Source organism: Rheinheimera sp. WS51 (assembly GCF_050936095.1).
GTDB lineage: Bacteria > Pseudomonadota > Gammaproteobacteria > Enterobacterales > Alteromonadaceae > Alishewanella.
The window spans coordinates 29,843-53,768 of record NZ_JBOTRC010000012.1 but is presented as its reverse complement, the minus strand read 5'-3'; the positions used below and the strand labels follow the sequence as shown (position 1 = coordinate 53,768).

34 protein-coding genes are annotated in these 23,926 nt (G+C 49.6%); all 34 read right to left on the bottom strand.

Annotated elements, in window-relative coordinates; genetic code table 11:
• Nucleotides 1-11: 11 nt before the first annotated feature.
• Nucleotides 12-434, bottom strand: coding sequence for a hypothetical protein (locus tag ACRCA4_RS12725; protein WP_286843395.1), 423 nt, complete (start codon nt 432-434; stop codon nt 12-14).
• Complete coding sequence (locus tag ACRCA4_RS12720) at nt 431-664, bottom strand: hypothetical protein (protein WP_286843397.1); 234 nt, start codon at nt 662-664, stop codon at nt 431-433. Before ACRCA4_RS12720 ends, ACRCA4_RS12725 begins: the two co-directional genes overlap by 4 nt.
• Nucleotides 654-854 carry a hypothetical protein gene (locus ACRCA4_RS12715; RefSeq protein WP_348700905.1) on the bottom strand — a complete coding sequence of 67 codons (201 nt, stop codon included), beginning with the start codon at nt 852-854 and terminating at the stop codon, nt 654-656. The genes ACRCA4_RS12720 and ACRCA4_RS12715 overlap by 11 nt, the downstream gene beginning before the upstream one ends.
• 106 nt (nt 855-960) lie before the next feature.
• Nucleotides 961-2,412, bottom strand: coding sequence for a hypothetical protein (locus tag ACRCA4_RS12710; RefSeq protein ID WP_433189191.1), 1,452 nt, complete (start codon nt 2,410-2,412; stop codon nt 961-963).
• A 94-nt stretch (nt 2,413-2,506) separates the two neighbouring features.
• A complete protein-coding gene (locus tag ACRCA4_RS12705; RefSeq protein WP_433189189.1) occupies nt 2,507-2,683 on the bottom strand; it encodes a hypothetical protein in 177 nt (58 codons plus the stop codon).
• Nucleotides 2,684-2,715: 32 nt separating this feature from the next.
• Nucleotides 2,716-2,994 carry a hypothetical protein gene (locus tag ACRCA4_RS12700; protein ID WP_094626123.1) on the bottom strand — a complete coding sequence of 93 codons (279 nt, stop codon included), beginning with the start codon at nt 2,992-2,994 and terminating at the stop codon, nt 2,716-2,718.
• Nucleotides 2,995-3,189: 195 nt separating this feature from the next.
• The gene (locus tag ACRCA4_RS12695) at nt 3,190-3,660 is read right to left on the bottom strand and encodes a hypothetical protein (protein ID WP_348700907.1); all 471 of its coding nucleotides are present in this window, start codon (nt 3,658-3,660) and stop codon (nt 3,190-3,192) included.
• Nucleotides 3,661-3,678: 18 nt separating this feature from the next.
• On the bottom strand, nt 3,679-3,951 hold the full coding sequence (locus ACRCA4_RS12690) for a hypothetical protein (protein ID WP_433189184.1): 273 nt from the start codon (nt 3,949-3,951) through the stop codon (nt 3,679-3,681).
• Nucleotides 3,952-3,994: 43 nt separating this feature from the next.
• Nucleotides 3,995-4,309 (bottom strand): hypothetical protein, encoded by a 315-nt coding sequence (locus ACRCA4_RS12685; RefSeq protein ID WP_433189181.1) that lies wholly within the window; start codon nt 4,307-4,309, stop codon nt 3,995-3,997.
• Nucleotides 4,309-5,310 (bottom strand): ParB/RepB/Spo0J family partition protein, encoded by a 1,002-nt coding sequence (locus tag ACRCA4_RS12680; protein WP_433189179.1) that lies wholly within the window; start codon nt 5,308-5,310, stop codon nt 4,309-4,311. The genes ACRCA4_RS12685 and ACRCA4_RS12680 overlap by 1 nt, the downstream gene beginning before the upstream one ends.
• Nucleotides 5,300-5,518: a hypothetical protein gene (locus ACRCA4_RS12675; protein WP_433189177.1), complete on the bottom strand. Its 219-nt coding sequence runs from the start codon at nt 5,516-5,518 to the stop codon at nt 5,300-5,302. The genes ACRCA4_RS12680 and ACRCA4_RS12675 overlap by 11 nt, the downstream gene beginning before the upstream one ends.
• Nucleotides 5,515-6,315 carry a ParA family protein gene (locus tag ACRCA4_RS12670; protein ID WP_433189174.1) on the bottom strand — a complete coding sequence of 267 codons (801 nt, stop codon included), beginning with the start codon at nt 6,313-6,315 and terminating at the stop codon, nt 5,515-5,517. The genes ACRCA4_RS12675 and ACRCA4_RS12670 overlap by 4 nt, the downstream gene beginning before the upstream one ends.
• A 148-nt stretch (nt 6,316-6,463) precedes the next feature.
• Nucleotides 6,464-6,847: a hypothetical protein gene (locus tag ACRCA4_RS12665; protein WP_433189171.1), complete on the bottom strand. Its 384-nt coding sequence runs from the start codon at nt 6,845-6,847 to the stop codon at nt 6,464-6,466.
• A 137-nt stretch (nt 6,848-6,984) separates the two neighbouring features.
• Nucleotides 6,985-7,293 carry a hypothetical protein gene (locus ACRCA4_RS12660; RefSeq protein WP_094626130.1) on the bottom strand — a complete coding sequence of 103 codons (309 nt, stop codon included), beginning with the start codon at nt 7,291-7,293 and terminating at the stop codon, nt 6,985-6,987.
• 86 nt (nt 7,294-7,379) lie between these two features.
• Nucleotides 7,380-7,700 (bottom strand): hypothetical protein, encoded by a 321-nt coding sequence (locus ACRCA4_RS12655; RefSeq protein ID WP_094626131.1) that lies wholly within the window; start codon nt 7,698-7,700, stop codon nt 7,380-7,382.
• Between the two features lie 91 nt (nt 7,701-7,791).
• The gene (locus tag ACRCA4_RS12650; RefSeq protein ID WP_433189168.1) at nt 7,792-8,142 is read right to left on the bottom strand and encodes a hypothetical protein; all 351 of its coding nucleotides are present in this window, start codon (nt 8,140-8,142) and stop codon (nt 7,792-7,794) included.
• A gap of 638 nt (nt 8,143-8,780) precedes the next feature.
• A complete protein-coding gene (locus ACRCA4_RS12645; protein WP_433189165.1) occupies nt 8,781-9,167 on the bottom strand; it encodes a hypothetical protein in 387 nt (128 codons plus the stop codon).
• A gap of 74 nt (nt 9,168-9,241) precedes the next feature.
• The gene (locus ACRCA4_RS12640; protein ID WP_433189162.1) at nt 9,242-9,811 is read right to left on the bottom strand and encodes a hypothetical protein; all 570 of its coding nucleotides are present in this window, start codon (nt 9,809-9,811) and stop codon (nt 9,242-9,244) included.
• A gap of 44 nt (nt 9,812-9,855) precedes the next feature.
• Entirely contained in the window at nt 9,856-10,791 is a 936-nt protein-coding gene (locus ACRCA4_RS12635) for an ArdC family protein (RefSeq protein WP_433189159.1), read from the bottom strand.
• Between the two features lie 191 nt (nt 10,792-10,982).
• The gene (locus tag ACRCA4_RS12630) at nt 10,983-11,186 is read right to left on the bottom strand and encodes a hypothetical protein (RefSeq protein ID WP_433189156.1); all 204 of its coding nucleotides are present in this window, start codon (nt 11,184-11,186) and stop codon (nt 10,983-10,985) included.
• A gap of 81 nt (nt 11,187-11,267) precedes the next feature.
• A complete protein-coding gene (locus ACRCA4_RS12625) occupies nt 11,268-11,525 on the bottom strand; it encodes a hypothetical protein (RefSeq protein ID WP_433189153.1) in 258 nt (85 codons plus the stop codon).
• A 182-nt stretch (nt 11,526-11,707) separates the two neighbouring features.
• Complete coding sequence (locus tag ACRCA4_RS12620; RefSeq protein ID WP_433189150.1) at nt 11,708-12,493, bottom strand: N-6 DNA methylase; 786 nt, start codon at nt 12,491-12,493, stop codon at nt 11,708-11,710.
• Between the two features lie 96 nt (nt 12,494-12,589).
• On the bottom strand, nt 12,590-12,904 hold the full coding sequence (locus ACRCA4_RS12615) for a hypothetical protein (RefSeq protein WP_348700932.1): 315 nt from the start codon (nt 12,902-12,904) through the stop codon (nt 12,590-12,592).
• Nucleotides 12,901-13,353, bottom strand: coding sequence for a hypothetical protein (locus ACRCA4_RS12610; protein ID WP_433189146.1), 453 nt, complete (start codon nt 13,351-13,353; stop codon nt 12,901-12,903). Before ACRCA4_RS12610 ends, ACRCA4_RS12615 begins: the two co-directional genes overlap by 4 nt.
• A gap of 82 nt (nt 13,354-13,435) precedes the next feature.
• Nucleotides 13,436-13,840, bottom strand: a complete 405-nt coding sequence (locus ACRCA4_RS12605; protein WP_433189143.1) for a hypothetical protein — start codon at nt 13,838-13,840, stop codon at nt 13,436-13,438.
• A 248-nt stretch (nt 13,841-14,088) separates the two neighbouring features.
• Nucleotides 14,089-14,403, bottom strand: coding sequence for a hypothetical protein (locus ACRCA4_RS12600; RefSeq protein WP_348700934.1), 315 nt, complete (start codon nt 14,401-14,403; stop codon nt 14,089-14,091).
• Nucleotides 14,404-14,474: 71 nt separating this feature from the next.
• On the bottom strand, nt 14,475-14,882 hold the full coding sequence (locus tag ACRCA4_RS12595) for a hypothetical protein (RefSeq protein ID WP_348700935.1): 408 nt from the start codon (nt 14,880-14,882) through the stop codon (nt 14,475-14,477).
• Between the two features lie 382 nt (nt 14,883-15,264).
• Entirely contained in the window at nt 15,265-15,474 is a 210-nt protein-coding gene (locus ACRCA4_RS12590; RefSeq protein WP_433189139.1) for a hypothetical protein, read from the bottom strand.
• Nucleotides 15,475-15,564: 90 nt separating this feature from the next.
• A complete protein-coding gene (locus ACRCA4_RS12585) occupies nt 15,565-15,768 on the bottom strand; it encodes a hypothetical protein (protein ID WP_433189136.1) in 204 nt (67 codons plus the stop codon).
• Between the two features lie 663 nt (nt 15,769-16,431).
• Entirely contained in the window at nt 16,432-16,815 is a 384-nt protein-coding gene (locus tag ACRCA4_RS12580; protein WP_433189134.1) for a hypothetical protein, read from the bottom strand.
• Nucleotides 16,815-19,655: a conjugal transfer protein TraG N-terminal domain-containing protein gene (locus ACRCA4_RS12575; RefSeq protein ID WP_433189131.1), complete on the bottom strand. Its 2,841-nt coding sequence runs from the start codon at nt 19,653-19,655 to the stop codon at nt 16,815-16,817. The genes ACRCA4_RS12580 and ACRCA4_RS12575 overlap by 1 nt, the downstream gene beginning before the upstream one ends.
• A complete protein-coding gene (locus ACRCA4_RS12570) occupies nt 19,652-21,097 on the bottom strand; it encodes a conjugal transfer protein TraH (RefSeq protein WP_433189128.1) in 1,446 nt (481 codons plus the stop codon). Before ACRCA4_RS12570 ends, ACRCA4_RS12575 begins: the two co-directional genes overlap by 4 nt.
• Nucleotides 21,094-21,960, bottom strand: coding sequence for a conjugal transfer protein TraF (locus ACRCA4_RS12565; protein ID WP_433189126.1), 867 nt, complete (start codon nt 21,958-21,960; stop codon nt 21,094-21,096). The genes ACRCA4_RS12570 and ACRCA4_RS12565 overlap by 4 nt, the downstream gene beginning before the upstream one ends.
• Nucleotides 21,960-23,924 carry a conjugal transfer protein TraN gene (locus ACRCA4_RS12560; RefSeq protein WP_433189123.1) on the bottom strand — a complete coding sequence of 655 codons (1,965 nt, stop codon included), beginning with the start codon at nt 23,922-23,924 and terminating at the stop codon, nt 21,960-21,962. Before ACRCA4_RS12560 ends, ACRCA4_RS12565 begins: the two co-directional genes overlap by 1 nt.
• Nucleotides 23,925-23,926 lie beyond the last annotated feature (2 nt).

Genomic DNA, 23,926 nt, shown 5'->3' with positions numbered 1-23,926 from the left:
TCATCCAACCATTAAAACCAGCTCATCGGTGCCACAGGTTCAACAGCTTTATCAGCAGCTCGTAATACGTCTGCCACCGCTTTGGAACCGGCCACTTCTGCGCAACTGTGAATAGAACGAATCCGCTCTAACGGTTCTTCCATAGACTCATCCAAAGGGCCATGACAACCCTTGCGATAACCGGCCACCTGCTCTAACCGGGCCGGGTCACTACCTGCCCAATTAGAAAGATAAGCCTCCCGCACACTGTCAACAGATTTGATGTATTGGGTCATCTGGCCAATAACAACAACAACCAATAACAAAACAGCAATAGCCGAAAACTTCAAGGTTGCTCGAATGGTACTACCAACTGCTAAACCGGCCTTACCGGCAAAACTATCGCCCCCGTAAAAAAACTCATGGGCAGTATCAATTATTTTGTTTCTATTCATTTTTGCATTCCGTCATAACTGGCCAACCCACCTTTCTCAGCAGCCCTTGGTGTGAGTGACCAACGTAGCATCCCGGCATGGAGCCACACTTCACGGCCAATCAGTACGCACCCGGAGACAGAAACAACAACCAGGACGAAAACTGGCATCGAGGACTGATAAATACCAACAATCAATACCAGGAAGATACCTATCAGCAGATTAAGCAACCCATTAAAATCACGCTTCACACTTCCCCCTTGCATCCTTTTTTGCAAGCTCCACTATCTCCGCCTTCTCTTTATCAGAAAGAAATGCGATTGCTGAACTCACTTTAAAACCGGCACCGTGCAATGACGGTTTTCCTGGAAAACCTACAGCAGGCAAACCAACTGATACTTTTCCTGCTTCCCACTGACTCTTAACAAACCCATAGAACATGACCTACTCCTTCTTTCGTAATCTAGGCCGGTACTCTCCCCGACGAGTCACACCACTAGGCAGGTGTCGCTACCGCTAGGCCTGGGCGAGCGGTAATCCATTACCGCTAATCACTCAGCGAAATCACCACACTGCGAATATCATCAACACTTTCAAGCCAGGCTGAAACACCATAGTCACCGGCAACAGCCATCGTATGCTCGGTACCTGAGTTGAAGCACGATCCGCTAATGACTGCGCTCGGCATACAGAATGGTTGAGTAACTGACTTCCACCCCTCTCCAGGAACATACTCTGAATACTTGGTATGACTGGTGAACCACTGAGCATACATTTTGCCGTCACCGCCATTAACCAGGACAGGGTTTGCAGCCCCTGAATCAAAAAGCGTTTGCACGTCACTTATGCCTGTGGCGCTGTATGTGACGCTTTTCAGGTCGTGTAATACGGCCACGGAAGATTGTTCTTTATGGCGCCAGGCGATATGCAATTCATCATCAATGCCTGATACAGCGATATGGCCAACATCATAAGGAAGGTCTTCAATCTGAGGCACTGCCTGCCACTCGCTACCCGATCTGGCCGCTGCCATAACCGAGTAATAGCCGAATTCATCCAGCTCTGCCCACACCAGTACATCGCTACTGTCAAATGCAGTACCAACCACACTGCCTTTCAGCCCAACCGAATCAACCTCTTTGGTCGTGGCCATCAAACTGGTTAGATCCAGGTTTGCGACAGATAGGCGGTCATTCTCAGCGTCTACTGAGGCCAGATAACCAACGAATACAGAACCATCACGCTCCCAAATAGCGACATTTGCGTCTGCCTTAACATCCCCTGCCACGTCAAACACAGTGCCCCAGCTACCAGTATTTGCGTAATACGCAACCCCCTTCAACGCTATGGTGTCCACGCCTGCTTGCTTCCACAGCAACACCGCGTCGCCGTTTTCCAAGGCCATCAATTTAATTTCGCTGCATGGCTCATCAGTTGATTCCACAGAGAAAGCGGCAGACCATGATCCGCCCTGGGGAACATAATCAGCAACATAAACCGAAGTCGTAACGCCATCATTCTGCAACCAGGCAACGTGGCCCACACCGTCTGCCGATACAGCCAATTGAGGTGATGGTGTAAACCGTTCCACTTCACCAGTGAAGTTCCAACGGGTATTGACGAGCACCGAATCAATGCCGTCATCGAGCTGGCTAATCTGAAGGGCATCCCGTTGACGTTCAGCCTCCGGCAAATCAGCGCGCAACACCGAAGCAAAGACAGCCGAAGGCTTGTCGTCTGTCGCGGCTTCAGCCCAGGCGGCCAACACAGTGCCGTTATTTAAAACACTAACAGTAGGGTTGTGGGCCTGCCTGTTGGGGTTGCTTAACTGGAAACCCGGTGTCCAGGAACGAGCCTGGTACTGCGGCGGATTCTCTGCTCCTGGATTACCAGGGGGATTCCCGGCGCTAGGTGGAGCTGAAGTAGAATCAGAGCTGCCGCCTCCGCCACATCCCACTAGCGCCATTGAAATAATCAATGCCAAGGTAGTTTTTTTCATTTAAAAAATTCCATAAAGAAATAATAACCAAGCGGCAACTACTAAACCTGTAAGGCCATCAAAACCGCCATCCATACGTTTGATGTTCCAACCTTCAATCGTTGTAGTGATTTAAAGGGTGCCAGAACATATTGGGGTCATAGACAACATTGTCGTCATCTTTGACATTGGCCCAGCTAGGGGCCGTTACTTCCCGCCCCTGGTAATTAACAATCACGCGATAAAGCATGAATGCCAGGAACAGACCAAAAAATATTGCAATCTTCAGCATGATAAACCTCCATCGCTTTTATCCGGCTTAACTCAGCGGAACACATAGCGATTAGAATATGAGCAAAACGCTCCTAAACCGTACCAGGTGGCCAAACCAAACATTACCGGCAAAAGAACTAACCGGCCCTGATCAAGTACACTGAGGCTCGTCCACAGGCTTTCAAATGGCAGTAACTGCGAATAAACCATATACATATCGACAACAATCAATGCGGTAGCCACACCGTAAAGAACCATCAACACTACAGCCGTCTCGAACACCTCTCTCAACGCTACTGCAAGCTGAATTACCGCTTTAAAATCATTCATAAAAAACTCACTGACCTATTGTTTATTGTTGCCAGCTTCTTCGGTGGTCAGAGTGTGGGCTTGATGTGGTTGGCAGTGTGGTCATGGCTGTGGTCAACCAGTGGTCGGTTTACCGTCCACGGTTGTCCATCAGTCTGTCCATACGTCCGAAGACCATCCACACTAAACCCATACGCCTCAACGAGCTGTCCACCGCTATTGATCAAGATGACCGATAGTAATGGCCTCCAGCACTCCGCGACTGCTGAGAACCGGCTTACCCTCATAAATACCAGGTGTGAATTTCAGATTACGAATCACGAAAGTCACCCGGATACCAGAAAACGGGTCTTTGAATTGCTTCATTGACTCTGCCCACTTTTTCAGCGTAGAACCGACCAGCAGATCACAGTTCGTAATGTCGCCTTCCCATTCACCCCGTTCATTTCGACGCGACCCTTGTATCAATCCCGCCCGAACAAAAAACAGCGTGTCGTTATCTTTTACATGACTGCGGATCTCATTGATAAACCCGCTACAGGTAGTCACTGAGTCATTCGGAAAAACCGGATTTTGAAAACCCTTCCGGTCATCCTTTTTCTGTTGCTGTTCGCCCGCTTGAGGCTGGCTACCCACTTCCGGGAAGTCGTCATAGGCGTCAATCGGGGGCTGATTCATATCGTTCATCTTTGGTCTTACTCCTATTTAGGTTGCTTTACTTTTTGCAGCCGCTTTTCGTTTTGGGCGACTGCTTTGGTTCACATATGTGTCGGGTTTCCAGTTACCCAAACCATCAATCACAACACGTTCAGCACCCAATTCCGCCAGAAAGTTAATCGCCGTATTAGGTGATCGGAAAACTCTTGGCGACTTCCTCTGTGTGTACAACTTGAAAAGGGTTTTACCCTGCTCCACTAACACCTCAAAGCCACTTGGTGTGCCTTTCAGAATGACTGCCGGCTTCGCTTTCACATTCATCAGCAATGCCTTGAAAAGGCGTTGCTCTATCGGTTCAAATTCGTCACACATTGCGCGGCTGAAAAACCAGGTATTCCTTCGCTTGGCGCGGCTTCTTGCTGCGATTCGCATGAGTCGGGCGCTGGATAAAGTAACGCTCCCCGTCACGTTCAATCAGCTCACCGGATTTCACCTGGCCAAGCATTTCCAGGCATTCTGTGGCTTTTTTGCGGTACGCATCAAAATCCACATCACTGGGTACCCGCATGGAAATGATGCCCACAACGTTTTCGTTGCGCAGTGCTGCCCAGCATTTCCCTAAGCTCACACTGTTGTCCCCCGGTTTATCTTCACCATAACTTGCATTCTGTTCTGACATTACTTGCTCCAATTCTTCGCAATATCGTCTTTCAACGAAACGACTGTATCCGCCTCAACCCTGAAGCTCAGCTTTTTATTGCCCAGCTCTACGGTCAACATGAATTCGTCCTTATCCAGCTCCAGGCGCACCGCTGAGGCCTTTTTCGGCTTGGGCGGCACATCATCGCCCTTGGGCGGCTTGTCTCCCTTTTTACCCTGTGCCCCAGCTCCGCTGTCCTGGTTCTCTTTGGCCTCCTTCTTGGCCTGTTTTGCCTCGCCAGCCAGCTCTGTGCTGGCCTTACGAAGGTTTGTTTCAAGCTCCCCGCTACGCCACTGATCAATCAGTTCAGCCACTTCTTCGGGCTTGCTTTCGGCGGCTTTAGCCAGGTTGTACAGCACGTCAACATCCTGTGTTTCACCATGCGTAGAAAGCCCTGTAACCACAGACGGCGCATCTAACAATGCAAGGTGCTTTGATAGCCGCCCAGGGCTGACATTCAACAGCTTTGCTGCATACGCCTGATCCTTACCTTCAGCTCGGCATATATCGGCTACCCGCTTCATGGCCATTGCATTTTCAATTGCTGGTATCTGCTCACGCTGATTGTTCTCGTCGATCTGCATTAACAGCAAATGCAGCTCGTCAACATCACCGCTACGAATGATTGCATCAACAACGCTGACCTTTTCCGAATCCCGGATTGCTCGCCACCGGCGCTCACCCGCAATGATCGGATAGGTGCCATCTGGCAGGCGATCACCTACCAGTATCGGCTGAAGCTGGCCATTGCTCTCAATGCTTACCCGCAGCTCATCAATTCTTTCCTGGTCGAAAGTCTTGCGAGGCTGGTTCGGATCTGGCACGAACGCCTCAGCAGGCAACGACAAATAACGGCCCTCAGACTTTGCGCGGTTTACCAGCTCGTCAGTACCAGAATCGGCCAATAGGTCTGTAATATCGACCTTTGGCTTCTGGCCACCCTTGCCTTTGCTCACCTGCTGAGAAAACTTATTGGTCATCTTCAGTCACCTTAAAGCCATCCTTTCCAGGCCATTCGATGAAAAAAATGGAAAAAAACACCAGCACAACATTTGCTATCAAAGCCACCGACCACCCGAACACCCTAATATCCAAAACAAATACCGATAGCAACATAAACACAAGGCTGAAAAAGGATGCCACCCCGAACCACTGAAGCCCCGTAAAATGCTTAAAACCTATGTTCATTGAGCCACCTCGATACGATTAATAAATTCTTTGGTGAACTCCATGTACTGACGCGCCTGGTCGGAATTCTGCTTGTATTCGTAGATAGACTTACGCATCGCGTGAGACTCTTTAATTTTTGTTGACTTGGTGATCTTCGTCTTGAAAATATATTCACCATATTTCTCAGCCAACTGGTTGTAGAAATGCTCTTCAACAAGCACCCGCTGGCTACTCACCTCGTTCGCCAAAATGCCCAACAAAGACAGGCCAGGATTCAAGCGGCGCTTGGTCTGAGTCGCCGTTTTCATCTGCGCATCAATACCAGTCACACTAAAATCTTCCAGGTGCGTCGGAATTACCAGGTAGTCGGCTGTCATATGTGCCGCTGTCTGCAAGGAGCCAAATGCCGGCAAGCAGTCGATCAGAATGTAGTCGTATTGATCACGAAGGGCTTCAATCTTCTCTTTGAAATCGAAAATCACCTCAAAAGGCTTCGTAGAAATCTCCGCAAGGTGCTTACTTGCCCCAATGACATGCAGATTTTCAATAGCCTGTACCGGCTTAACTTCAACCCCTTCAATGTACAGGTTATAGCTATGCGAGCCACCCGGCGCTGACGCCCCGGCACCATCCCACTCAACAATTTCAGACGGCAGCTCATCTCCAAATATAGCCGTCGTCAGATTACCTTGAGGGTCATTGTCGATCAGCAACACCCGCTTGCCCATGTAAGCAAGGTTTTTGCCCAGGTTAACCGTCACGGTAGTTTTACCAACCCCGCCCTTCTGATTTGATACCGCTGCAATTTTTGCCATTTGTGAAAGTCCTCAATGTTGATTAGCGACCCCACACAGCAGTTGGATTACCAACAACCCCTGACCTTGCCGAGGTGCGCTGTATGATGATTGCAGTATAGGCCTTTTGATAAATCAAAGCAAGCACTTTTGATAAATCAAATATACTTTATTTGATGCCCCGAATAAATGGTACTACCACACCTAGCCTGATCGGTAATCCGTCTTCAGGCAGCTCAATGATACCTTCGATGAACCTGCTTTCCTCCACGATTGCTGAAAGATCCTCAAGACGTTTCGCGCACTCAACCACTTGCGGCCACTGACGATACAGCTCTACCAGGTTGCCCCAGTACGGCGGCACCGCCATATCTGGCACGGTAGCCCACTCCTGCGGTAGATTTTCAGGGCACTCAACAAGGCATGTCATCGCCTGCACCCCTACCCTGGCGTATTTCCAGGCTTCATAAACAGCATTTACATACTCTGTCCGGGAACCAACTTCAAAAATGAGGTCTTCGGGAATCCCGCTAAATCGAATGGTTATAGCCATAAACCCTCCTGCTAAACCGCCTGAATATACCCCATTTTGACAAATCACAACAGGGGTAAATGACAAAGCAAAAGAAATAAAAAAGCCACCCGAAGGTGGCTTTCTTGAAGGCTAATGTCCACTACGGGACGCTACCCTTAATACTCACTTGGTAGAAGGAACGTTGTCACGCTCCGATCTGCTTCAGTGATAACCCATAACCTTGATTCCGGCATATCCGAAAGGTTGTAGGCTGAGAAGATACGGCCTCCGTGAATAACCGCGTCTTCATTTGTTGCCTTGTCCTGGTCACTCAGATCACCCCAATCGCCATGAGCATGACGACGAAGATACTGAATGGGTTCAAGACCATGCTCCTTCATCAACTCAGAAACACCGCGAGTCATAACGACTGCACCAAGTTTGAATTTCAGAACACCTACAGGCTTCTTTACTGCGTTTTGCATAGCTTCATCCAACCCCTGAATAGGCCGAGGTGCGCCTTGCGCAATATTGCGCGATTACAGTGGGTACCAGGCCGAAGCCCACCCCACTAAACGAGTAACTTCACTACAGGCACGTTACAGAATCCGCTTCGTGCTGACTTGCCGGTTAACTCGATTATTTTGGCTTGAACCAAAACGTCAAGTATCCCCTCATTTTCGCTATAGTCCTTAATTGCAGTCTCTCCCTCCTGAAAAGGGAAATCAGGCAAACAGGCTGTAGCGGTCAGAACTGGCGCACCATGATGGATACCCATTTCACGATTGCCAGGGCTATCAGCGGCGAACAACTGCAAAGCAGGTTGCTTATTGCGAGGATAAGCACGCTTGTCAATCTCGCAATCTATGCCCATGAAAGTAACTGTTTTCATATCTATCTCCAACCCCTGAAAGACCGAGGCGCGTCTTGCGCGAAAGCGCAACAGGTACCAGGCCGAGGCCCACCCTGCATGAGGAACTATCTTACTCGCCCTCAGCAATAACGCCAACAGTGGCTGCTTGAATTGGGCAGAACGTAGCTTCCCAATCAGTGCAAACCGCGCCTGAAGGTTTAGTCTCATTCACCCGGTTCAGATGAACCAGGTGGTGAGCCACCTTATGGCTTGTCAGGATGTATTCGACGGCTTCAAATAGGTCGGTACCTGCCGGTACCGGAAACCACAAATCAGCCACATCGACCACGCCCAAGGCTCCGCTGGGAGAAGCATCAACAACCTTAGCCCCTCGTTGCAGAATCTGGCAAAAATGAATTTGCATCCACTTTGAGCCATCCTTCTGCACTACTATCAATCGGATTTTATCTCGATTCATCATTCAACCCCTTTAGGTAGAGGTGCACCACCGGCCATAAGCCAGGGTACACTGGCTTATGGACATTAGCGCTACGCAAGGCAGCACTGCGGTCAATAATAGCCGACGTTCTCTTGTCGGACAATGGAAGCTGGTCACAAGGCCTGCGCCTGGCCATCCAGGATCTGTGACCACAACTATGGACACAACCAAACCCCGGCCTATCGCGCTGCGTGTGACCAAAACCCTATGGGCACAATCCTACCCGGCCCGGGCCTCCACGGTGTGACCACTCCCCCCCGCCCCTCGCCTGCGAGGGGAGCGATTCGCCATCTGTCGTCAGGGGTGCGGGACATGCGGCCTACGGCCTCCCTTCCCGCTCCCCAGCCTGGGCGTTTGGGTCATTACAGCCGCGTCAAGGGGCCGTGTCCTCGCCTTCGGCTGTGGGCCGCACCTACCCCTTGACCCGCCTTCCATTCCGTCTGAAACAACCTCACAGCCCCATTCAGCAACCACCAGTACCAACACACCACCCCGGTACCAGGACAATCCGCATTGGCCACACCTGGTGGCCATCGAGAACGCCAATCTGTGACCACCTACCCTTGGTCACAGATCCAGCTCGCCGGCATCACTTTTCAGTGACCAAAAAAAAGCCGCTGTTAAGCGGCTTCTTCGTTGCTGGTAAATGGAACAATCAAGTCCACTCTACCGAGCATATCCATGTTGTAGTTAAATCGGTCAACCATGTTGAGCGCTTTAACCACGGTCTGAACCATCATTACCTGCTGGCTCAAGTAGGGAATGTCTTTCCACAGCACCGGAACATTAACATCACGTATCAATGTCACAGCCAGTGAATCGACGAACCGTTGAAGTACCTCACTATCTTCATTCCGCTCTTGCTCTTTGAAAACCTGATCAAGCTGTGCGGCTATCTCGTAGGTTTTTTTCCCATTGCAAAGTCTGCGATTGGGAATTTCATTGAACGCATACAAGCAGTCTTTCAATAGTTGAGCTTCGACAAACAGCATACCCATAATTTTCATCCAACCCCTGAAAAAGGCCGAGGTGCGCCTTGCGCGAATGCGCAACAGGTACCGGGCCGAAGCCCACCCTGCGGTTACTCAAAGCGATCCAGCGGTGCTGCCGGAACGAAAAAGCGTTGCTGTGTTCTTTTATGCACGATGACATTCCCGGCCCGAAGGCTGTTCACATCATCCTCATTGTGGAACGACAACGAAGAATAACTATCGCCAGTATAGTGCATCAGTTGTGTACTGAGCGCCACCTTAGACAGCTCTTCCAGGTGAATCACCTGGGCCGGGTCATGGGACAACTGATAGCAGTAATACCCCAAGATCCGAACCTTTCGCTTTTTCACAAGCTCATTGTTCGCTATCCGAAAGCTATCCAGTGATATGTATTCCCGATCTACCGGGTACCACTGTTTACCTTCATCATCAGAACAATATTGGGTATGAATACCCAACACCCATTCACGCTGTATACGAAGGCCTGTAAGTTCACGCGAGTTCATTTCAGACAGGTTTCTAATCCGAGTAAACGGAACGCCCTTATCGTAAGCGAAATCGTGTGCCTCTTGAGCAGACGTAAAATTGTAACGCATATTTCCAACCCCTTTAGGTAGAGGTGCACCCTGGTCATCAATGACCAGAAGTACACTGGTCATTGAATTCCCGCAAGCGGGAACCAGACGAACGAAGAACCGTTCAGTTAGGCGACGTTTGCAACGATTTTTTCAGACTCAACACCACCTCGCATGAGATAGCTATGGGCCTTACTTGCCGCTGCCGCCGCTTTGAAGATAAAGGTCTTGTCGCTTTTCAGAACCCTAAGCCAGCTATCGAGATAGCTGGCATGTTGCTCATGTTGCCCCTGAATACCAAGTTCAGCACAAGCAAAAGCGGCTCCTAGTTCCGCGATCAATTCCTCAAAAGCGTATGCCTCTTTAAACCCCTTGAATGCTTCGGCCTGCTGGTCGAAACGATCAAAGCGCTTCTTGTGGCCCGTGCTGTGGATCAGCTCATGTGCCAATGTTGCCGCATAACCTGCCCCATCGTGGAAGGTTGTTGGCAACTTGATAATATCAAGAACCGGTGAATAGTAGGCTTTATCGCCACCATGCCGGATCTCAACACCAGTATTGGCACAATAAACCTCAGCAACACGGTTTATTGCGGCAACAGCTTCAGCCTCATCATATTCAGGCTGTTCAGGTACACAGGGCAGATTATCCAACCCCTCGACCTGCTCAACATTGAATAGTGAGAAAGCCTTACGACACAGGATGATTTTTTTACCGTCTTCATCGGTGTCGCATCCAGGATTTTCGTTTTCAACCTCTACAGGCTTCACAAAAATGCACTGGACAGCTTTTTCGCCTTTTCTGACACGACCACCCAACTGCTGCGCTTGCTTGAATGTCAACCAAGCGTTTGTTGAGTAACCATTTTCCATCGCACGAACCCATAGGATCAGGATGTTAATACCGCTGTAAAACTGCTTGGTAAGCCAGTTATACGGTATCGGTTGTTCCCCGGTCTTTGTCCAAGGACACTGCCAGGGAAGCACTCCGCCTTGCTCGATCCGTTCAATGATGGTGTCAGTTACAGCTTGCTGAATATCGGTACGAGTCGCTTTTTTCATCATATAACCCCTTTAGGTAGAGGTGCACCGACTGGCCAAGTGACCAGTCATGCACTGGTCACAATCCCGTTTCCGGGAGCCAATCACAGGTACCAGGCCGAAGCCCACCCTGTACTTTGTATATTATCCGATCACCGGCCTGATCGCCAGAAAGTAAAAAGCCACCCGAAGGTGGCTTTCGTTGCCGCCCTAACCTACGTTGAGGCTTTGGCGTCTATCATTGAACGTCTGCCCGTTTCATCAATCTCGATGGTATAGGCTTCAGTCTCACCGATGTAACAGTCCTCTCCCCGATTTAGCATCCTGCAAAGCTCTTGTTCTGCTTCAGCAAGTGTTAAGTCTTTGACCAGGACTGCATCATCTTCAGTGACAATGCAGTATGGCTTATTGTCTGCCATTACCGTATCCAACCCCCGAGAAAGGCCGAGGTGCGCCTTGCGCGAATGCGCAGCAGGTACCAGGCCGAAGCCTACCCTGCACTACCGAGATTCAGAAGCCTTGCGTTCTAAGGTCAGCTCAGCAGGCCGCACCGGGAACCACCAGGCTTCTTTATCAAGATGGATAAAGCGGCCATAGAATCCGTCGTCAGCAGCAAACCCGATAACCTTGTTGCCTGGAAATGACACACCGTATTCATTGGTGAACGTCACGATGTCACCAACCGAGAATTCACATTCTACAGGTGGTTCCATTTTCAGGCGCTTCAGAAAATCGCTGTACGCTTGTCGCGTTGTCATACCTATCTCCAACCCCTGAAAGACCGAGGCGCGTCTTGCGCGAAAGCGCAACAGGTACCAGGCTAAAGCCTACCCTGCCGCCTCATGATAACTGATCAGTTTCGCTTGCGAAATAACATAAAATTGGATTGTACGATCCAATATTCAGACCAAAGAAAAGCCACCCGAAGGTGGCTTCACGGTCAGGCCGTCATATCAAACAGGGACATTTGCCCTTTTTCTATGACAACCATCGGTTGAGGTACCGCCGTAGGCGCATCCTCAACGACTGGAGCGGCGTCAGATTCATCGTTCGACCATTGACGGCGAAGTTTTGAATCCCACAAGCCCAGGTAGTGCGCCGGAGTCCGCATTACCCTGGTGAACTGCATTGACAATGAGTTTCCAATAACCACTTCAGCCGGTATATGCAGCAACGACAACTGCACATAAGCCATCATTGCGGCCACTGGATCTACATCAACACAACTCGCCCAGAGCTGTTTCTGGGGGTTAAGGCCTTTCTCATACATAGTTTGAGCAAAAGCGATAACCATCCCACCGGCTCCGCAAGCTGGCTCTTGTAGCGTGATAAACGGCTTATCAGAAAGCGCGTCTATCGTGTCGCCGTGTACCATCATGGCCATCATTTTGGACACCTCAAACGGAGTGAAAAACTGCCCCATTCGATCAGATCCAAGCTCAAGCTCCATGAACACACTGCCCAGGAAGTCACAGGGATAAACTTCAAGCCCCATCACAACCTCCGCTAACAAGTGCGACATACGAGCTGCATCCTCTTTTTCGTACCGGCGAACAATGCCCAGGTATTCCTGTTCCAGTTCGTCAGACTTCAGGAATGCGTTTTGAATCGCAATCCCGGCCATCATCACAAAATCACGGAAGACTTCATAACGATGCCGATAGCGTGCAGTCTCGTTAAAAAGGCGCGTAAACGCCCGTACATGGGGATTAGCCATAATACTCATCCAACCCCTGAAAAAGGCCGAGGTGCGCCTGTGCGCCATTGTTGCGCAGAACTGAGTATACCAAAAAGAAAAGCCACCCGAAGGTGGCTCTACTGATCAGAAGTCGTATTCATTCCCCTCATCATCTGAGAGAGTAATGCTATGACCTCCGTGCTCGGAAATGCTCACCGCATGGCGTTGAGCGTTTTCCAGGGAAGAAAATTCGTCTTCATGGTACGAACGATCCATCCCCACCCAAGTAACCAGGTATTCATTATCGTGGCGCTGTGCAGCCTCACGATACGCCGAATACCAACCTTTACCCCATTGCTCATGTTCCGCTGGCTGCGCAACCCGGCAATACGGGTTCAGGCTACAGTAGTAGTTACCTGCCTTGAGTGAATCAACACCCTCTTGAAATGGCGATCTCATAATTGCACCTCCTGACGCTTAGCGTCATAAGCGAAGCTGCCCTTACGATACACACAGGAAACACCCTTAAATTCAAGGTCTGTTACCTGGGCGTTTATCTGCCGTTCCAGTATGGGTTTGACCTGACGCCACTGCTCTACTTCAACTATCGCTTCAGAAGCCTCTACGAGGCCGCTTTGCGGGTTTCGGTACTTGAAGCTGCAAAGGTAGCGATGGTTAATCGCGGCCTTCTCCAGAACCTCAAGGCACAGTTTTGTCTTACCTTCAGCGACATAATGACGCTGAATCAGCTCACCAAACTCTGCAAAGCAAAGCTGTTGATTGCGCTGTACCAGGTGTGAAAATGACGCTATTGCGTATTTGAACACCTGATCATCCAGCTCATTCATGTGAGCCTTGTTGTAGCTTACGGTTACTGTTCCCGTACTGGTTTTAGCGATAGATCCCATTTCGTTTCTCCAACCCCTGAAAGACCGAGGCGCGTCTTGCGCGAAAGCGCAACAGGTACCGGGCAAAGCCCACCCTGATTGTTTAAATACGGAACGTTACATTCATTGCGGCTGCGATTGCAGATACTGAAACAAACTCTTTGCCAACAAATTCTCTGAATTCATCCGGCACATCGCATGTTTCGTCATCGGTAAATACGAAAAGCAGCTTGAAAGGCTGATTCAATTCGCGTCTACCAACAGCAGCATGAAGTTTCCAATCTTCAGTAACCAGATAATCACCGAGTAAGTGGCAATAATACTGATCACCCCGCTTAGTGAACTGAAGTTTCTCTCCGTCGCCTTCCTGGAAGACAAAGAAGTTAGACCCCATTACACGCGGCGGTAACACTTCAAGGTAATGCCAGTACAGTGATTGAGTCACTGCTACCTCACCACCTGTTTTATGAAGTGCTGCGGATAGTTCCTTTGGTGTATCAATCATCATATAACCCCTTTAGGTAGAGGTGCACCGACTGGCCAAGTGACCAGTCATGCACTGGTCACAATCCCGTTTCCGGGAGCCAATCACAGGTACCAGGCCGAAGCCCACCCCGCCTACTCATTGTAAGCAAGGAAATAGGGTATTTCAAAGCCATTTGTAGGGGATTTGAGGCGCAACCGCTGCGCCCCTGGAAGGGAGCACCACCAGGAGTGGTATGAACCGGCGAAGCGAGTTCATACCCTCCAGGCGGCTTAGTTTGGGGAGTCTGGATCGGGGTAGGTGTTGTACTCTATCGTCAGGGCAACAGATCGGAATCCGATTCGCTTGCCCCAATCAATTGCCCGTTGCAGGTCTTTAAATCGTCTTGGCGTGTTACGCTGCGTGTATACCTGGCGAACGATCTGGCCATGCTGATACTTCGCATAAATCAGATACCCTCCCTTATCGTCAGGCACATATTGCAAAATCATATCAACGGTATACCCCGAAAACCGTATCAATTCATCAAGCGCATTTTTGTCTAGTGGTTTTTCGTTTGTTTCAATAGTCACTTTAGGGCTTGCCATGTTTTCACCACGTTAAAAAAAGCCGTTCCGAAGAACGGCTTTTCCAAGCGATATTGAAACAATGCTCAATATCACTCTTCCTGACTAGCATCCCCGGTAGGTGCCAGTTTGAAGCCAAGGACTGCGAAATCGAACACACGCCGATTCTCAATCCAAAACTTCGAGTCAGTATGAGAGCGAAGCAATGCGCTCTCAGGAAACACATCTGCAAACTTTGACCGGATAGCGAATGCCCATTTAATTTGGTTATCGCTACCTGTCAGTTGCGGAAGTGCTTTCGGCAACTTCTCATCCCCAATAAGAGACGTTTTGTTGTCGATCCAGAATTTTGCATCAAGCTCAGTGGTTAACTGATCTGCGCCCGGATTGCGTTCAGCAAACCGTTCACGGATCTTGTATGCCCAACCAAGTTGCTTCCTGGAACCGCGAAGTTTAGGAAGTTCTGCATCTTTCTGGTCTGTATGATTCGCATTACTCATGTTGCTCTCCTACCCCTGACCCTGGCCGAGGTGCGCCTTTTTTGCTTGAAGCCTACATTCCACCAGTGCACCGCCGTTCAGCATCACCAAACCAGAACCGGCAACCAAGCGCTGTTAACATATCACATCAAAGCACGTCTCTCAATCAAAACACTATGTAATGAAGCCGCAAAATATGTAAAAACGTCGTAATGAGTGACGTGTCCTTGGCCATTGTACAGTACCAGCGATTCACGGCTGGAATGCTTGGTTTGCCTGGTAATCTATTGGGTATTTTAAGAGGTGCAATAAGCACGTTTTGAAGGGAAGCACTGCGGGATATTTTAAATCACCGCTAGGGAGAAGCCACACTAACAAGTAGTGTGACTTCTATCCCCTAGCGTTAGTTGCCGTTAGCTACATTGAGCTGCGACAACACACCAATCTGGCGGTTCGTATCGAGAAACTGAATCACCTTATCGTAGTCTTCCAAATTATCAATTTGGAAGGCGACAAGCTCATTCGTTCTGCGGTCACTGATTGCAACATCAATTGTTCCATCAGATAACCAGTTCTCTTCGATTTGATACCAGCCAATTTTTACCTGAGCCATAACAACTCCTTCCAACCCCTGAAAGACCGAGGTGCATCTTGCGCACTTGCGCTGTAGGTACCAGGCTAAAGCCCACCCTACATAAATTATTTAAGCCACCGTCCGATTGGACATGCTTAAACGAGAATTTGATTTGTGTTGTGAAGACTTGAAAGCCGACACCTCACGCTTCAAATTTTCTTCTAAACGATCATTGTCAGACATTGCTTGCTTTTTGTAATGGTTTCCCAAGACTTCAGCAGCGAACATTAAAAGTTCATGTCTGGCTTGTGCAGAACGTTTATTTCGCATCATTCAACCCCTTTATGCAGAGGTGCACTACCTGGTGATTAACCAGAAGTACACTGATTAATCACGTTAGTAGTTTCAAGACCGACAAGTCGGCCTAGAGATATTAGCACACGGAACGTACAGATCAAAGCAATGATGATGGTCACAAGGCCTGCGCCTGGCCATCCAGGATCTGTGACCACAACTATGGACACAACCAAACCCCGGCCGATCGCGCTGCGTGTGACCAAATACCTATGGGCACAACCTTACCCGGCCCGGGCCTCCGCGGTGTGACCACTCCCCCCCGCCCCTCGCCTGCGAGGGGAGCGATTCGCCATCTGTCGTCAGGGGTGCGGGACATGCGGCCTACGGCCTCCCTTCCCGCTCCCCAGCCTGGAGCGTTTGGGTCATTACAGCCGCGTCAAGGGGCCGTGTCCTCGCCTCCGGCTGTGGGCCGCACCTACCCCTTGACCCGCCTTCCATTCCGTCTAAAAGAACCTCACAGCCCCGTTCAGCAACCACCAGTACCAACACACCACCCCGGTACCAGGACAATCCGCATTGGCCACACCTGGTGGCCATCGAGAACGCCAATCTGTGACCACCTACCCTTGGTCACAGATCCAGCTCGCCGGCATCACAATTCAGTGACCAATTAAAAAGCCACCCGTAGGTGGCTTTTGGTTAGTTAATTTCTGGCAACAACCCTGTTCGTAGCCAATGTTCGGCAATATCGTTAACCAAGTCTTTCTTAACCTGAGATTCAAGCATCATCCGTTTATTGGGGTCGTATGTTTCAGCTCGATTTTCAACATGCTTCTTGAACAGAACTCTCACCCTGTCATCGACTAGCTTCCGATAATAATCATTATTTGCTCTGATATATTTTTGTGCGACATATGAAGAAGCCCATTTCAGGCACTCATCGGCTGATATATCAGCCTTACAGAACATCCTGGGATATAGCCGGTGATACTCGTCTGAAACGACATTTTGACCAGCTTCGGTAACGAAGCTGGTCATTATTAAAGATGTCAACATCACGCTTCTAATATGGTGCATTGCCATTATTCTCCGCTCCTTCTGCGTGTGCGTTCCTGAATATTCTCTTTCAGGTCACCCTCCATCTGGTCACGCTGGCCTTCGTTGAACCACATGGCTGCGAACGGGGTTGGCGATGCTTCATTGATATAAGCAACGGCTTCTACCTTTTCCTGTGTGCTTTCACCCTTACCATCTACTTGGCCTTCTAAGCGCTGTAAGCGCTCCGTAGTTCCATTCTGTGTGATGACACTTCCTGGGTCGTTCATTGCCGCCTGTTGTGCCTCCAGGGCCGCCGTAGTTGCTGACTGAACCTGGTCTTGGGTTACAGTCGCCTGACCATCAACATCACTACGCCACTGCGCCCCTTGAGCGGTAACATCTGTTGAGCCGCTACTGAACGTCGAATTCACACCAGTTTGACCTTCATTCATAAGAGCTTGTTGTACTTGCTGGAAGTTGCTGTCGTTGGACATTCCGAAACGTGCGTCTGCATCAATCAAAGCGAACTTTATTTCATCCATAGCGGCTTGAGAACCACCCGCCGCATCCCTCAGCAACGAATCGACACGACCTACATCACCGTTATTTGAAGCAAGAAGTGCGTTTACTAATGTTTGTCCGCCATCAACGCTTAAAGCTGCTCTTAATTCTTCGGTTGCGTTCAGTGTCTCTCTTGCCGTTTGTACCTGGTTCACCGCTTCAGAGTATTCGCGCTGTGCTGTCTGCTGCTGTGACAACGAAGTATTAAGCTGATCGACAGTAGAATTGTTTTCTGAAACGCCGAACTGTGCAGCCATTTCACGCACACCGGCTCCAATAGACGCTGTTACGCTTGAGAACTGTTCACTGTTCATGAACTTCTCTGCCATATTGTAGGCATCGCGCTCAGTTTCAGAGGTTGACCCTTCAATATTACCACCTGCCCTGGTAGTGATACTGGTACTCGCGCCACTGCCGAAAATCCCCTTCAGTGGTGTACCGACTTCAGCAGTAATTTTGCCCTCAATAGCGCCGTACATTGCCGCCTTGGCCTGGTCAGACATTTCCACGCCATTGGTTTTGGCCCACTCATCGACTGCACCCTTAAGAGCCGTGAAGTTTTGCTGTTGTTGTGCAGTTTCAGATTGCTTGAAGTTATTGTTCGCCCCTTGCTGTTGATTAAGTTGCTGCAATACCGATCCTGCATTTGACAATACTGTCGAGTTGGATTCCGCAAGTTGTGCACGTTCGGTTTGTTGCAGGCTGACAGCATTATCCAACGCCTGCTGCTTGGACTGTACCGCTTGCTCTGTAATCTGCGGGTTAACCATCAACGATGATGTGGTTTGCGATAGGAGCGTATTACCATCTACGGTCGAGGTCTGGCGAGAACCAGAATCCATTAGGTTGCTGTTCTGGATACCACCAGATCCAGTCTGCTCCCACTTGGTACCCATACGTTGACCCTGGCCGTCTACGGCTTCATTGGCACCTTTCTCAACAGACTGGTCATAGCCCTGCATTACACGGCCAGCAAAAGACGCCGCCATAGCGCCGGACTTAGACACCAGCATCCAGGCAAGCATTGGTAACGCTGTTGCCAAATAACCGGTTGTTGCTACTACATCGGAGTTGAATTTGGCCATTTCCGCATTGGCCAGAACAGAAAACCCGTTTCCGTAAAGTGCTGCTATCTCGGTCATTGTTGACTGTGAGTAGTAGGACATAATGAAGTGCAGAATCGCATACATTGGTGCCCACAGATTTATCCATACCAGGGCAGTGATATAGGCCATAGGTACCTTGGCAGGTATCACAATTGCCATTAGTACGATGATTGGGAATATCGCATAGATAATGGCCTCGAAAATTGTCCGCAATAACGGCAATTTTTCAGAGGCTATATCGCCCAATGCTTGATATGTTGTCAGGCGGTGTAGTTCTGCCCCACTGACAATATATTGGTTGAACTCTGTGGCATCAGTTTCCTGCGACAGCTTATGAGTGCCGGTTGCCATAGCGTTAATGATGGCTTGTTGTGTTACAAACTGCTGAGGCGTCAGGCTGACACCAGTCATGAAGTTAATGGCGTTCTGCATGTCAGCCTGCATCCTGGTAGATGCCGCGTTGGCGCTATCAAAACGCGAAATCAAATCGCCTTCAACGCCGTACTTTATAACGTCTGTGTAGAGGGCCAACATATCCGGTTTCAGGGTGTTGGTGAAACCTGATCTACATGGAAGAATTGACTCCGTACCAGACCCGGCTGTGTACCTGAAGCTCGCCGCATTCACGGCCACCCTGGTATCAAAGAAATTCATCAGGTTCGGGGCTTCCATCACCTCGCGCCAGGTAAACCGTCTGTGCCCAATGCCATCGACAACCACACACGAAGCAAAGAACTCTTTGAAGTTATTGTTTGTCCGGTCATCAGGAAAACCCATTTTCCTGGTGGCCTCGTACAGCTTATGAGGGAACAGCAACCCTGTTGTGGTGTACTTAACTTCATTTGGCATTGAAAACACTGTCTCAAAGGAACGTGCCAACCAGTCACCAACAAATGAGAAGAACCCGGCTGTTGCTGCCAGGCCAATAGGAACGTTGTTGACCACAGCGCTGTTTGCCGGTGTGATTCTGTCGTTCACGATAACGGTGGTTTTGGGTACCAGAACCACCATGATTAAGACGATGGTTCCGATAAACCACCGGAAATTGGCCATCACATTTCGGTCAAACGCGGCTTTAAACAGCACGGTCACAAACCCAAGCATACCGGCAGTTTGCATGGCTGCCTTGTAATCTGAGTTGCCGAAAATTGAAGCGATAGCTGTGAATATCATTCTCAGCATATCGCCACTGCCGTATGCAATGACTTCCCAGTTCATTTCTTACCCCACATGGCCGCAGTCACAATTTCACCGCCCAGCTTAGGTAGCAAAGCCTTCTCATACTTGTAGATCCGTTCCTGCATCGAGATAAGCTGTTCAGCGGTGTATTCGTTGTCTTGGCGCAGCTTGGCTAATCCGCGCATCACCGCCTCAAGGTCTTCACGAAAGGCCTTGATACGAGTTGCTTCAGACATACCCTTTCTTAGGGTAGAGCTTCGTTGCTCTACCCGTTGGATCACAGCATCCAAAGAGCGAAGTAAAATGTCATGAGCAATCAGCGTTGTATATTCCTGGGTGATTTTTGAAATATCAGTACCACGCGGGAAATACGTGGTTGACGCTGATAGGAAGCGATAGATCGGTACATTGGTAGAGGCGATTAGACCGCGCTCCTGGAGCGACAGGGCGCTGTCCGTGTCGATCTTGGTAATGATACTCTGAAGTAATTGCTCAACGCGGGCGTACAGGCCTGTCCAGGATGGGTTTATGGTCTGTAAAGAGTTGGTCATGCTGGCACAGCTATTCGGATCAGACGTTGCTCCGACACAGCGATATACGCGCAATTGCTCTGTGGCCTGGTTGCCATAAAGAAGCGCGGTATAAATATTTTGGAAACGCTCCTTTTCAATCACGTCTTTAATGGCAGGCTCGATGATGCGTATTTCAACGGGCGTGTCAGACGCCCCAGCCATATCTGCAATGATTACGCTTCCGATGATATTAAGAACCACCTCCGCAAATTCAGTGTCGGCCTGGAAAAACGGATCTTGCATCAATACATACCAGGCTAGATTGCCTTTTACGAAATCGGTTTTGTTTACCTCACCATCAGATCCAACGGTCGATTTACGGCTTCCACCAGTGGTACACGCAAATGATGCTGTTGAAAAATCCTCGCCATAGTCATTTTGGCGGGTGGTAATACAGTTGGCTTTCTCCTGGTCGAAGTATTGAAGTGCACCACCGACTAACTTACTGGCCGCTTCACAGGAGTCCATATTCATATTCAGGTACTTATTGGCCCAAGTCTGAATGTCTTCCATTACGCCGGAAAGCTGTGGGGAAACAATCTGTATGGCCAGCATGAAGGCCAGGGATTGTGCGTTTTGACCGATGGCCCGTAAGTTATCAATAAACTGGTTCGCGTCGATGGCAGAGAAGCCACCGGCATAGAAGTCAATACCACCGCAACCGGCGCTGAACTTAGGGGTTTGAACACTGACGAAATTAAATGGTTGGGTGATAGGCGCTCGCGCCGAAATACCGCCCAGGGTCGCAAACCTGGCTGATTGTCCCTCATAAACACCAGGTGAAGTCACCGTTGCATAGTTCATGTTGTCAAACCAACTGCTGACCTTAGAACCTGTGTCTGCAAGCGAGGATGCCGGTAGAATTATTGCCAAAGATAGCGCTGTTGCTTTAAAGATTGATCGTTTCATCGAACATCCCCTACTTTCAATGTTGCAGTTCCTTCGAGCTGCTGAGCCGCGAAGAGAACTTTAGTAATCAACTGTGTCCAGTCCGAATAGCCGTAACCTACGGTCGAAACGCTATTGGAATCCGGGTTCACCATAAACAAGGCCGGAACAACACTCACATTGAGCTTGCGGCCCATGTCGTAGTTTTGCTTCGGATACGGGTATTCCGGCAGACTTCCACCATCCAGTGATACGGGGATAATGGTAAATCCATACTGTTCGGAAAACCGTTTCAAGACCGGTGCAAACCGGTGGCAGAATGGGCAGTCACTTCGGAAAAAGAAGATCAGGCCATTCTCTTGTGATAGCCGGTAAAGCTCGCTTTCCTTCAGCGTCAATTCCTGCTCATTTTGAGCAACAATAGCCTGAGTGGTGCGAGGCTTCTGAAGTGTGTAGTCATATTCCGGCGTGACCCATATCGCCTGTTTAAAGCCAGTGGCAAAATCCTGGCTTTGCTGCTGGATTTGCGCGGTTAACGCAAGGTACCGCTGATAGTTTTCTTTCGTCGGCTCCAGGATGGCTGTTGCCAGTGCATCCTCCCACTGCTCCCCTTGCTTTTTCAGAAGCTCTCTAGGTGACAGCGTTGGCGCAGCCGGTGCCCCCCCGGCAACCGGCTCTGGCTTCTTCACTTCTTCCTCAACCTCTTGGATCGGATCTTCATACCAGAACCAACCCCGCTCCCGGTCGGAGAAATAGGTTTTGGGTCTGGCCTGTTCCTGCCTGGTCTGACTGGCTGAGTTCTGTTGTTTTGACGGCACCCCTTGGGATGCCGCCTGTGCAGTTGCCATTAGCGTACAAAGCAACAGTGCGAGGATATAACGCATCAGTTGCCCCCTCCTTCATTCAACTGTGGGAAACGCTGTTTTAGCTTTTCCTGAATGTCATTAGCCACATTGTTTGCGTTGGGTGTCGTCCCATTTTCAGCGTTACTCATAACGTCTGAATAGAACTCAGAAAGATCCATCGCATCAAAATTCAGCGTCTCCAATTCTTCAAGACTGAAGCCCCGGCAGTCCGGGCTTTTCGGTGCACCAAAGCTCTGGCCAAGCTGAGCTTTGCCTTGCTGAATGATGATCCTGGAAAGTTTGGATGGGTACGTGCAGTAAACATACTTGCGGCTTAGGCACCCGAAAAGTGAGTCCTGGCTGCAATAGTTACCCACATAATGCACTCGGGCGGCTTCCTTCATCATGCCAAGCTCTTTTTCTTCATTACTGCAACTTGCCAGGCCAATATCGGTACCCCAACCGCTGTCCTTGCAACAATTCGAGAAACCTGCTGTAGCTTTGCTGCAAGCCTTACTATCGCCGGTAAAAATGGTCAGATTCTCTTTATCCAACTCTTTGGCTATCTCACCGGCGACAGCTAGACCAGTCGCGGCTTTTTTGAAATCCTCTGTGGCCGGCTCGTAGCTCTGCCCAAATTCGGATGTGCAATTGCCATCGGGACAGACAAGCTGGCTTCCGCACATTGATACGTGCCTGGCTGAGGTTTGATACGGGCAGCTATAGTTGATTGTCTGGTTTTCGCAGAAGCTACCATTATGACTGGTACACACTGCGCTGGTTTGGCCGCAACCCTGGGCTTCCAATTGACCACACACTGGGTCTTTCACGAAATACGGGTCAGACAAGCGTGTATAGTTCTGATCCCACTCCCAGCATGACCGAGAAACAGGAAATCCGTTGATATAACGTGTTTCCGGCCCACTGGTGCATGTAGTGCTCTTCAGGGTTCCCTTGGTGTGTGTTTCACCTGCCGGACACACATAGCTATATGACGACGACTGTGTACAGCCGTGAATGCGAACGCCCCGGAACTTTAAATAAGCATTACCGCCCCCTCCAACAAGGTGACGAATAAATATGGTGTTCCATCCTGCTTTCAGTTTCGGTTTTGCATCTACGTTGATATTGAAAGTCCTGATTCCATTGTGTTCGCAGTTATACTCCCCTGGGAATTTCCAACCCAAATCGAAACCAGCATAGGTTGAACCACCGACTCCTTGAAAACCTGCGTGGCCATTCACCCAAACAAACATCCAGTCATCGTAGATAACCTGCTCAAGCACGAATTCAGGCACAGTGCTCAGGTCGGAGATATAGAACTGGATGGTGTTCTCGTAAAACTTACAGCTACCGCTTCTGTTGTTGGTTGTATGGCCGTACCAGAAGGTATTGCCGCTCGAACCCCAACCCATACCCGGATCGCCTGACTTTGTAAAATCAGCATCGGTAAACGGGTTTGGTTGGCCTGCATTTGGATTGGAGCACGATACGTTTAACTGACGCTTGCACGTAAAGTTAATGGTGTCCTGGTGCCCACTGACGCTGCATGACTTTTCTTCATACTTGGTCACATCCTGCGTACCAACCGGCAGATCAACACAACCGGAGTACGTATCGGTAAGGCTATGTGCCTTATCGGTGATTTCCTCATGGCGTTTGAATAAAGGGTCTGTTTGGCTATCTACCGTGATTTGAGGCCTGTTGGTTCTGGCGCTATTAATATACTGCGCGTTAGGATCAGTCGCGGCCTTTGTTTGTGCCTGGTTCTCGATGTTGAGGCCAGAATTGTAATACCCTGCTTCGGGTATGCTTGTTCCCTGATAATTAGGTACCGTTGTTGGATCTACAGTTTTACCCAGGTCTTTGACTTTCGCGTTATTCAAACTGTCCGCAAAAGCCTTACCATCAGCGTTGGCCTGTGTCGTGTTATTCGCTAAAGCAGCGCCTGAAGCACCACTCAAAGCGATAATCATGGACAACCATAAAACTCCTTGTTTCATCT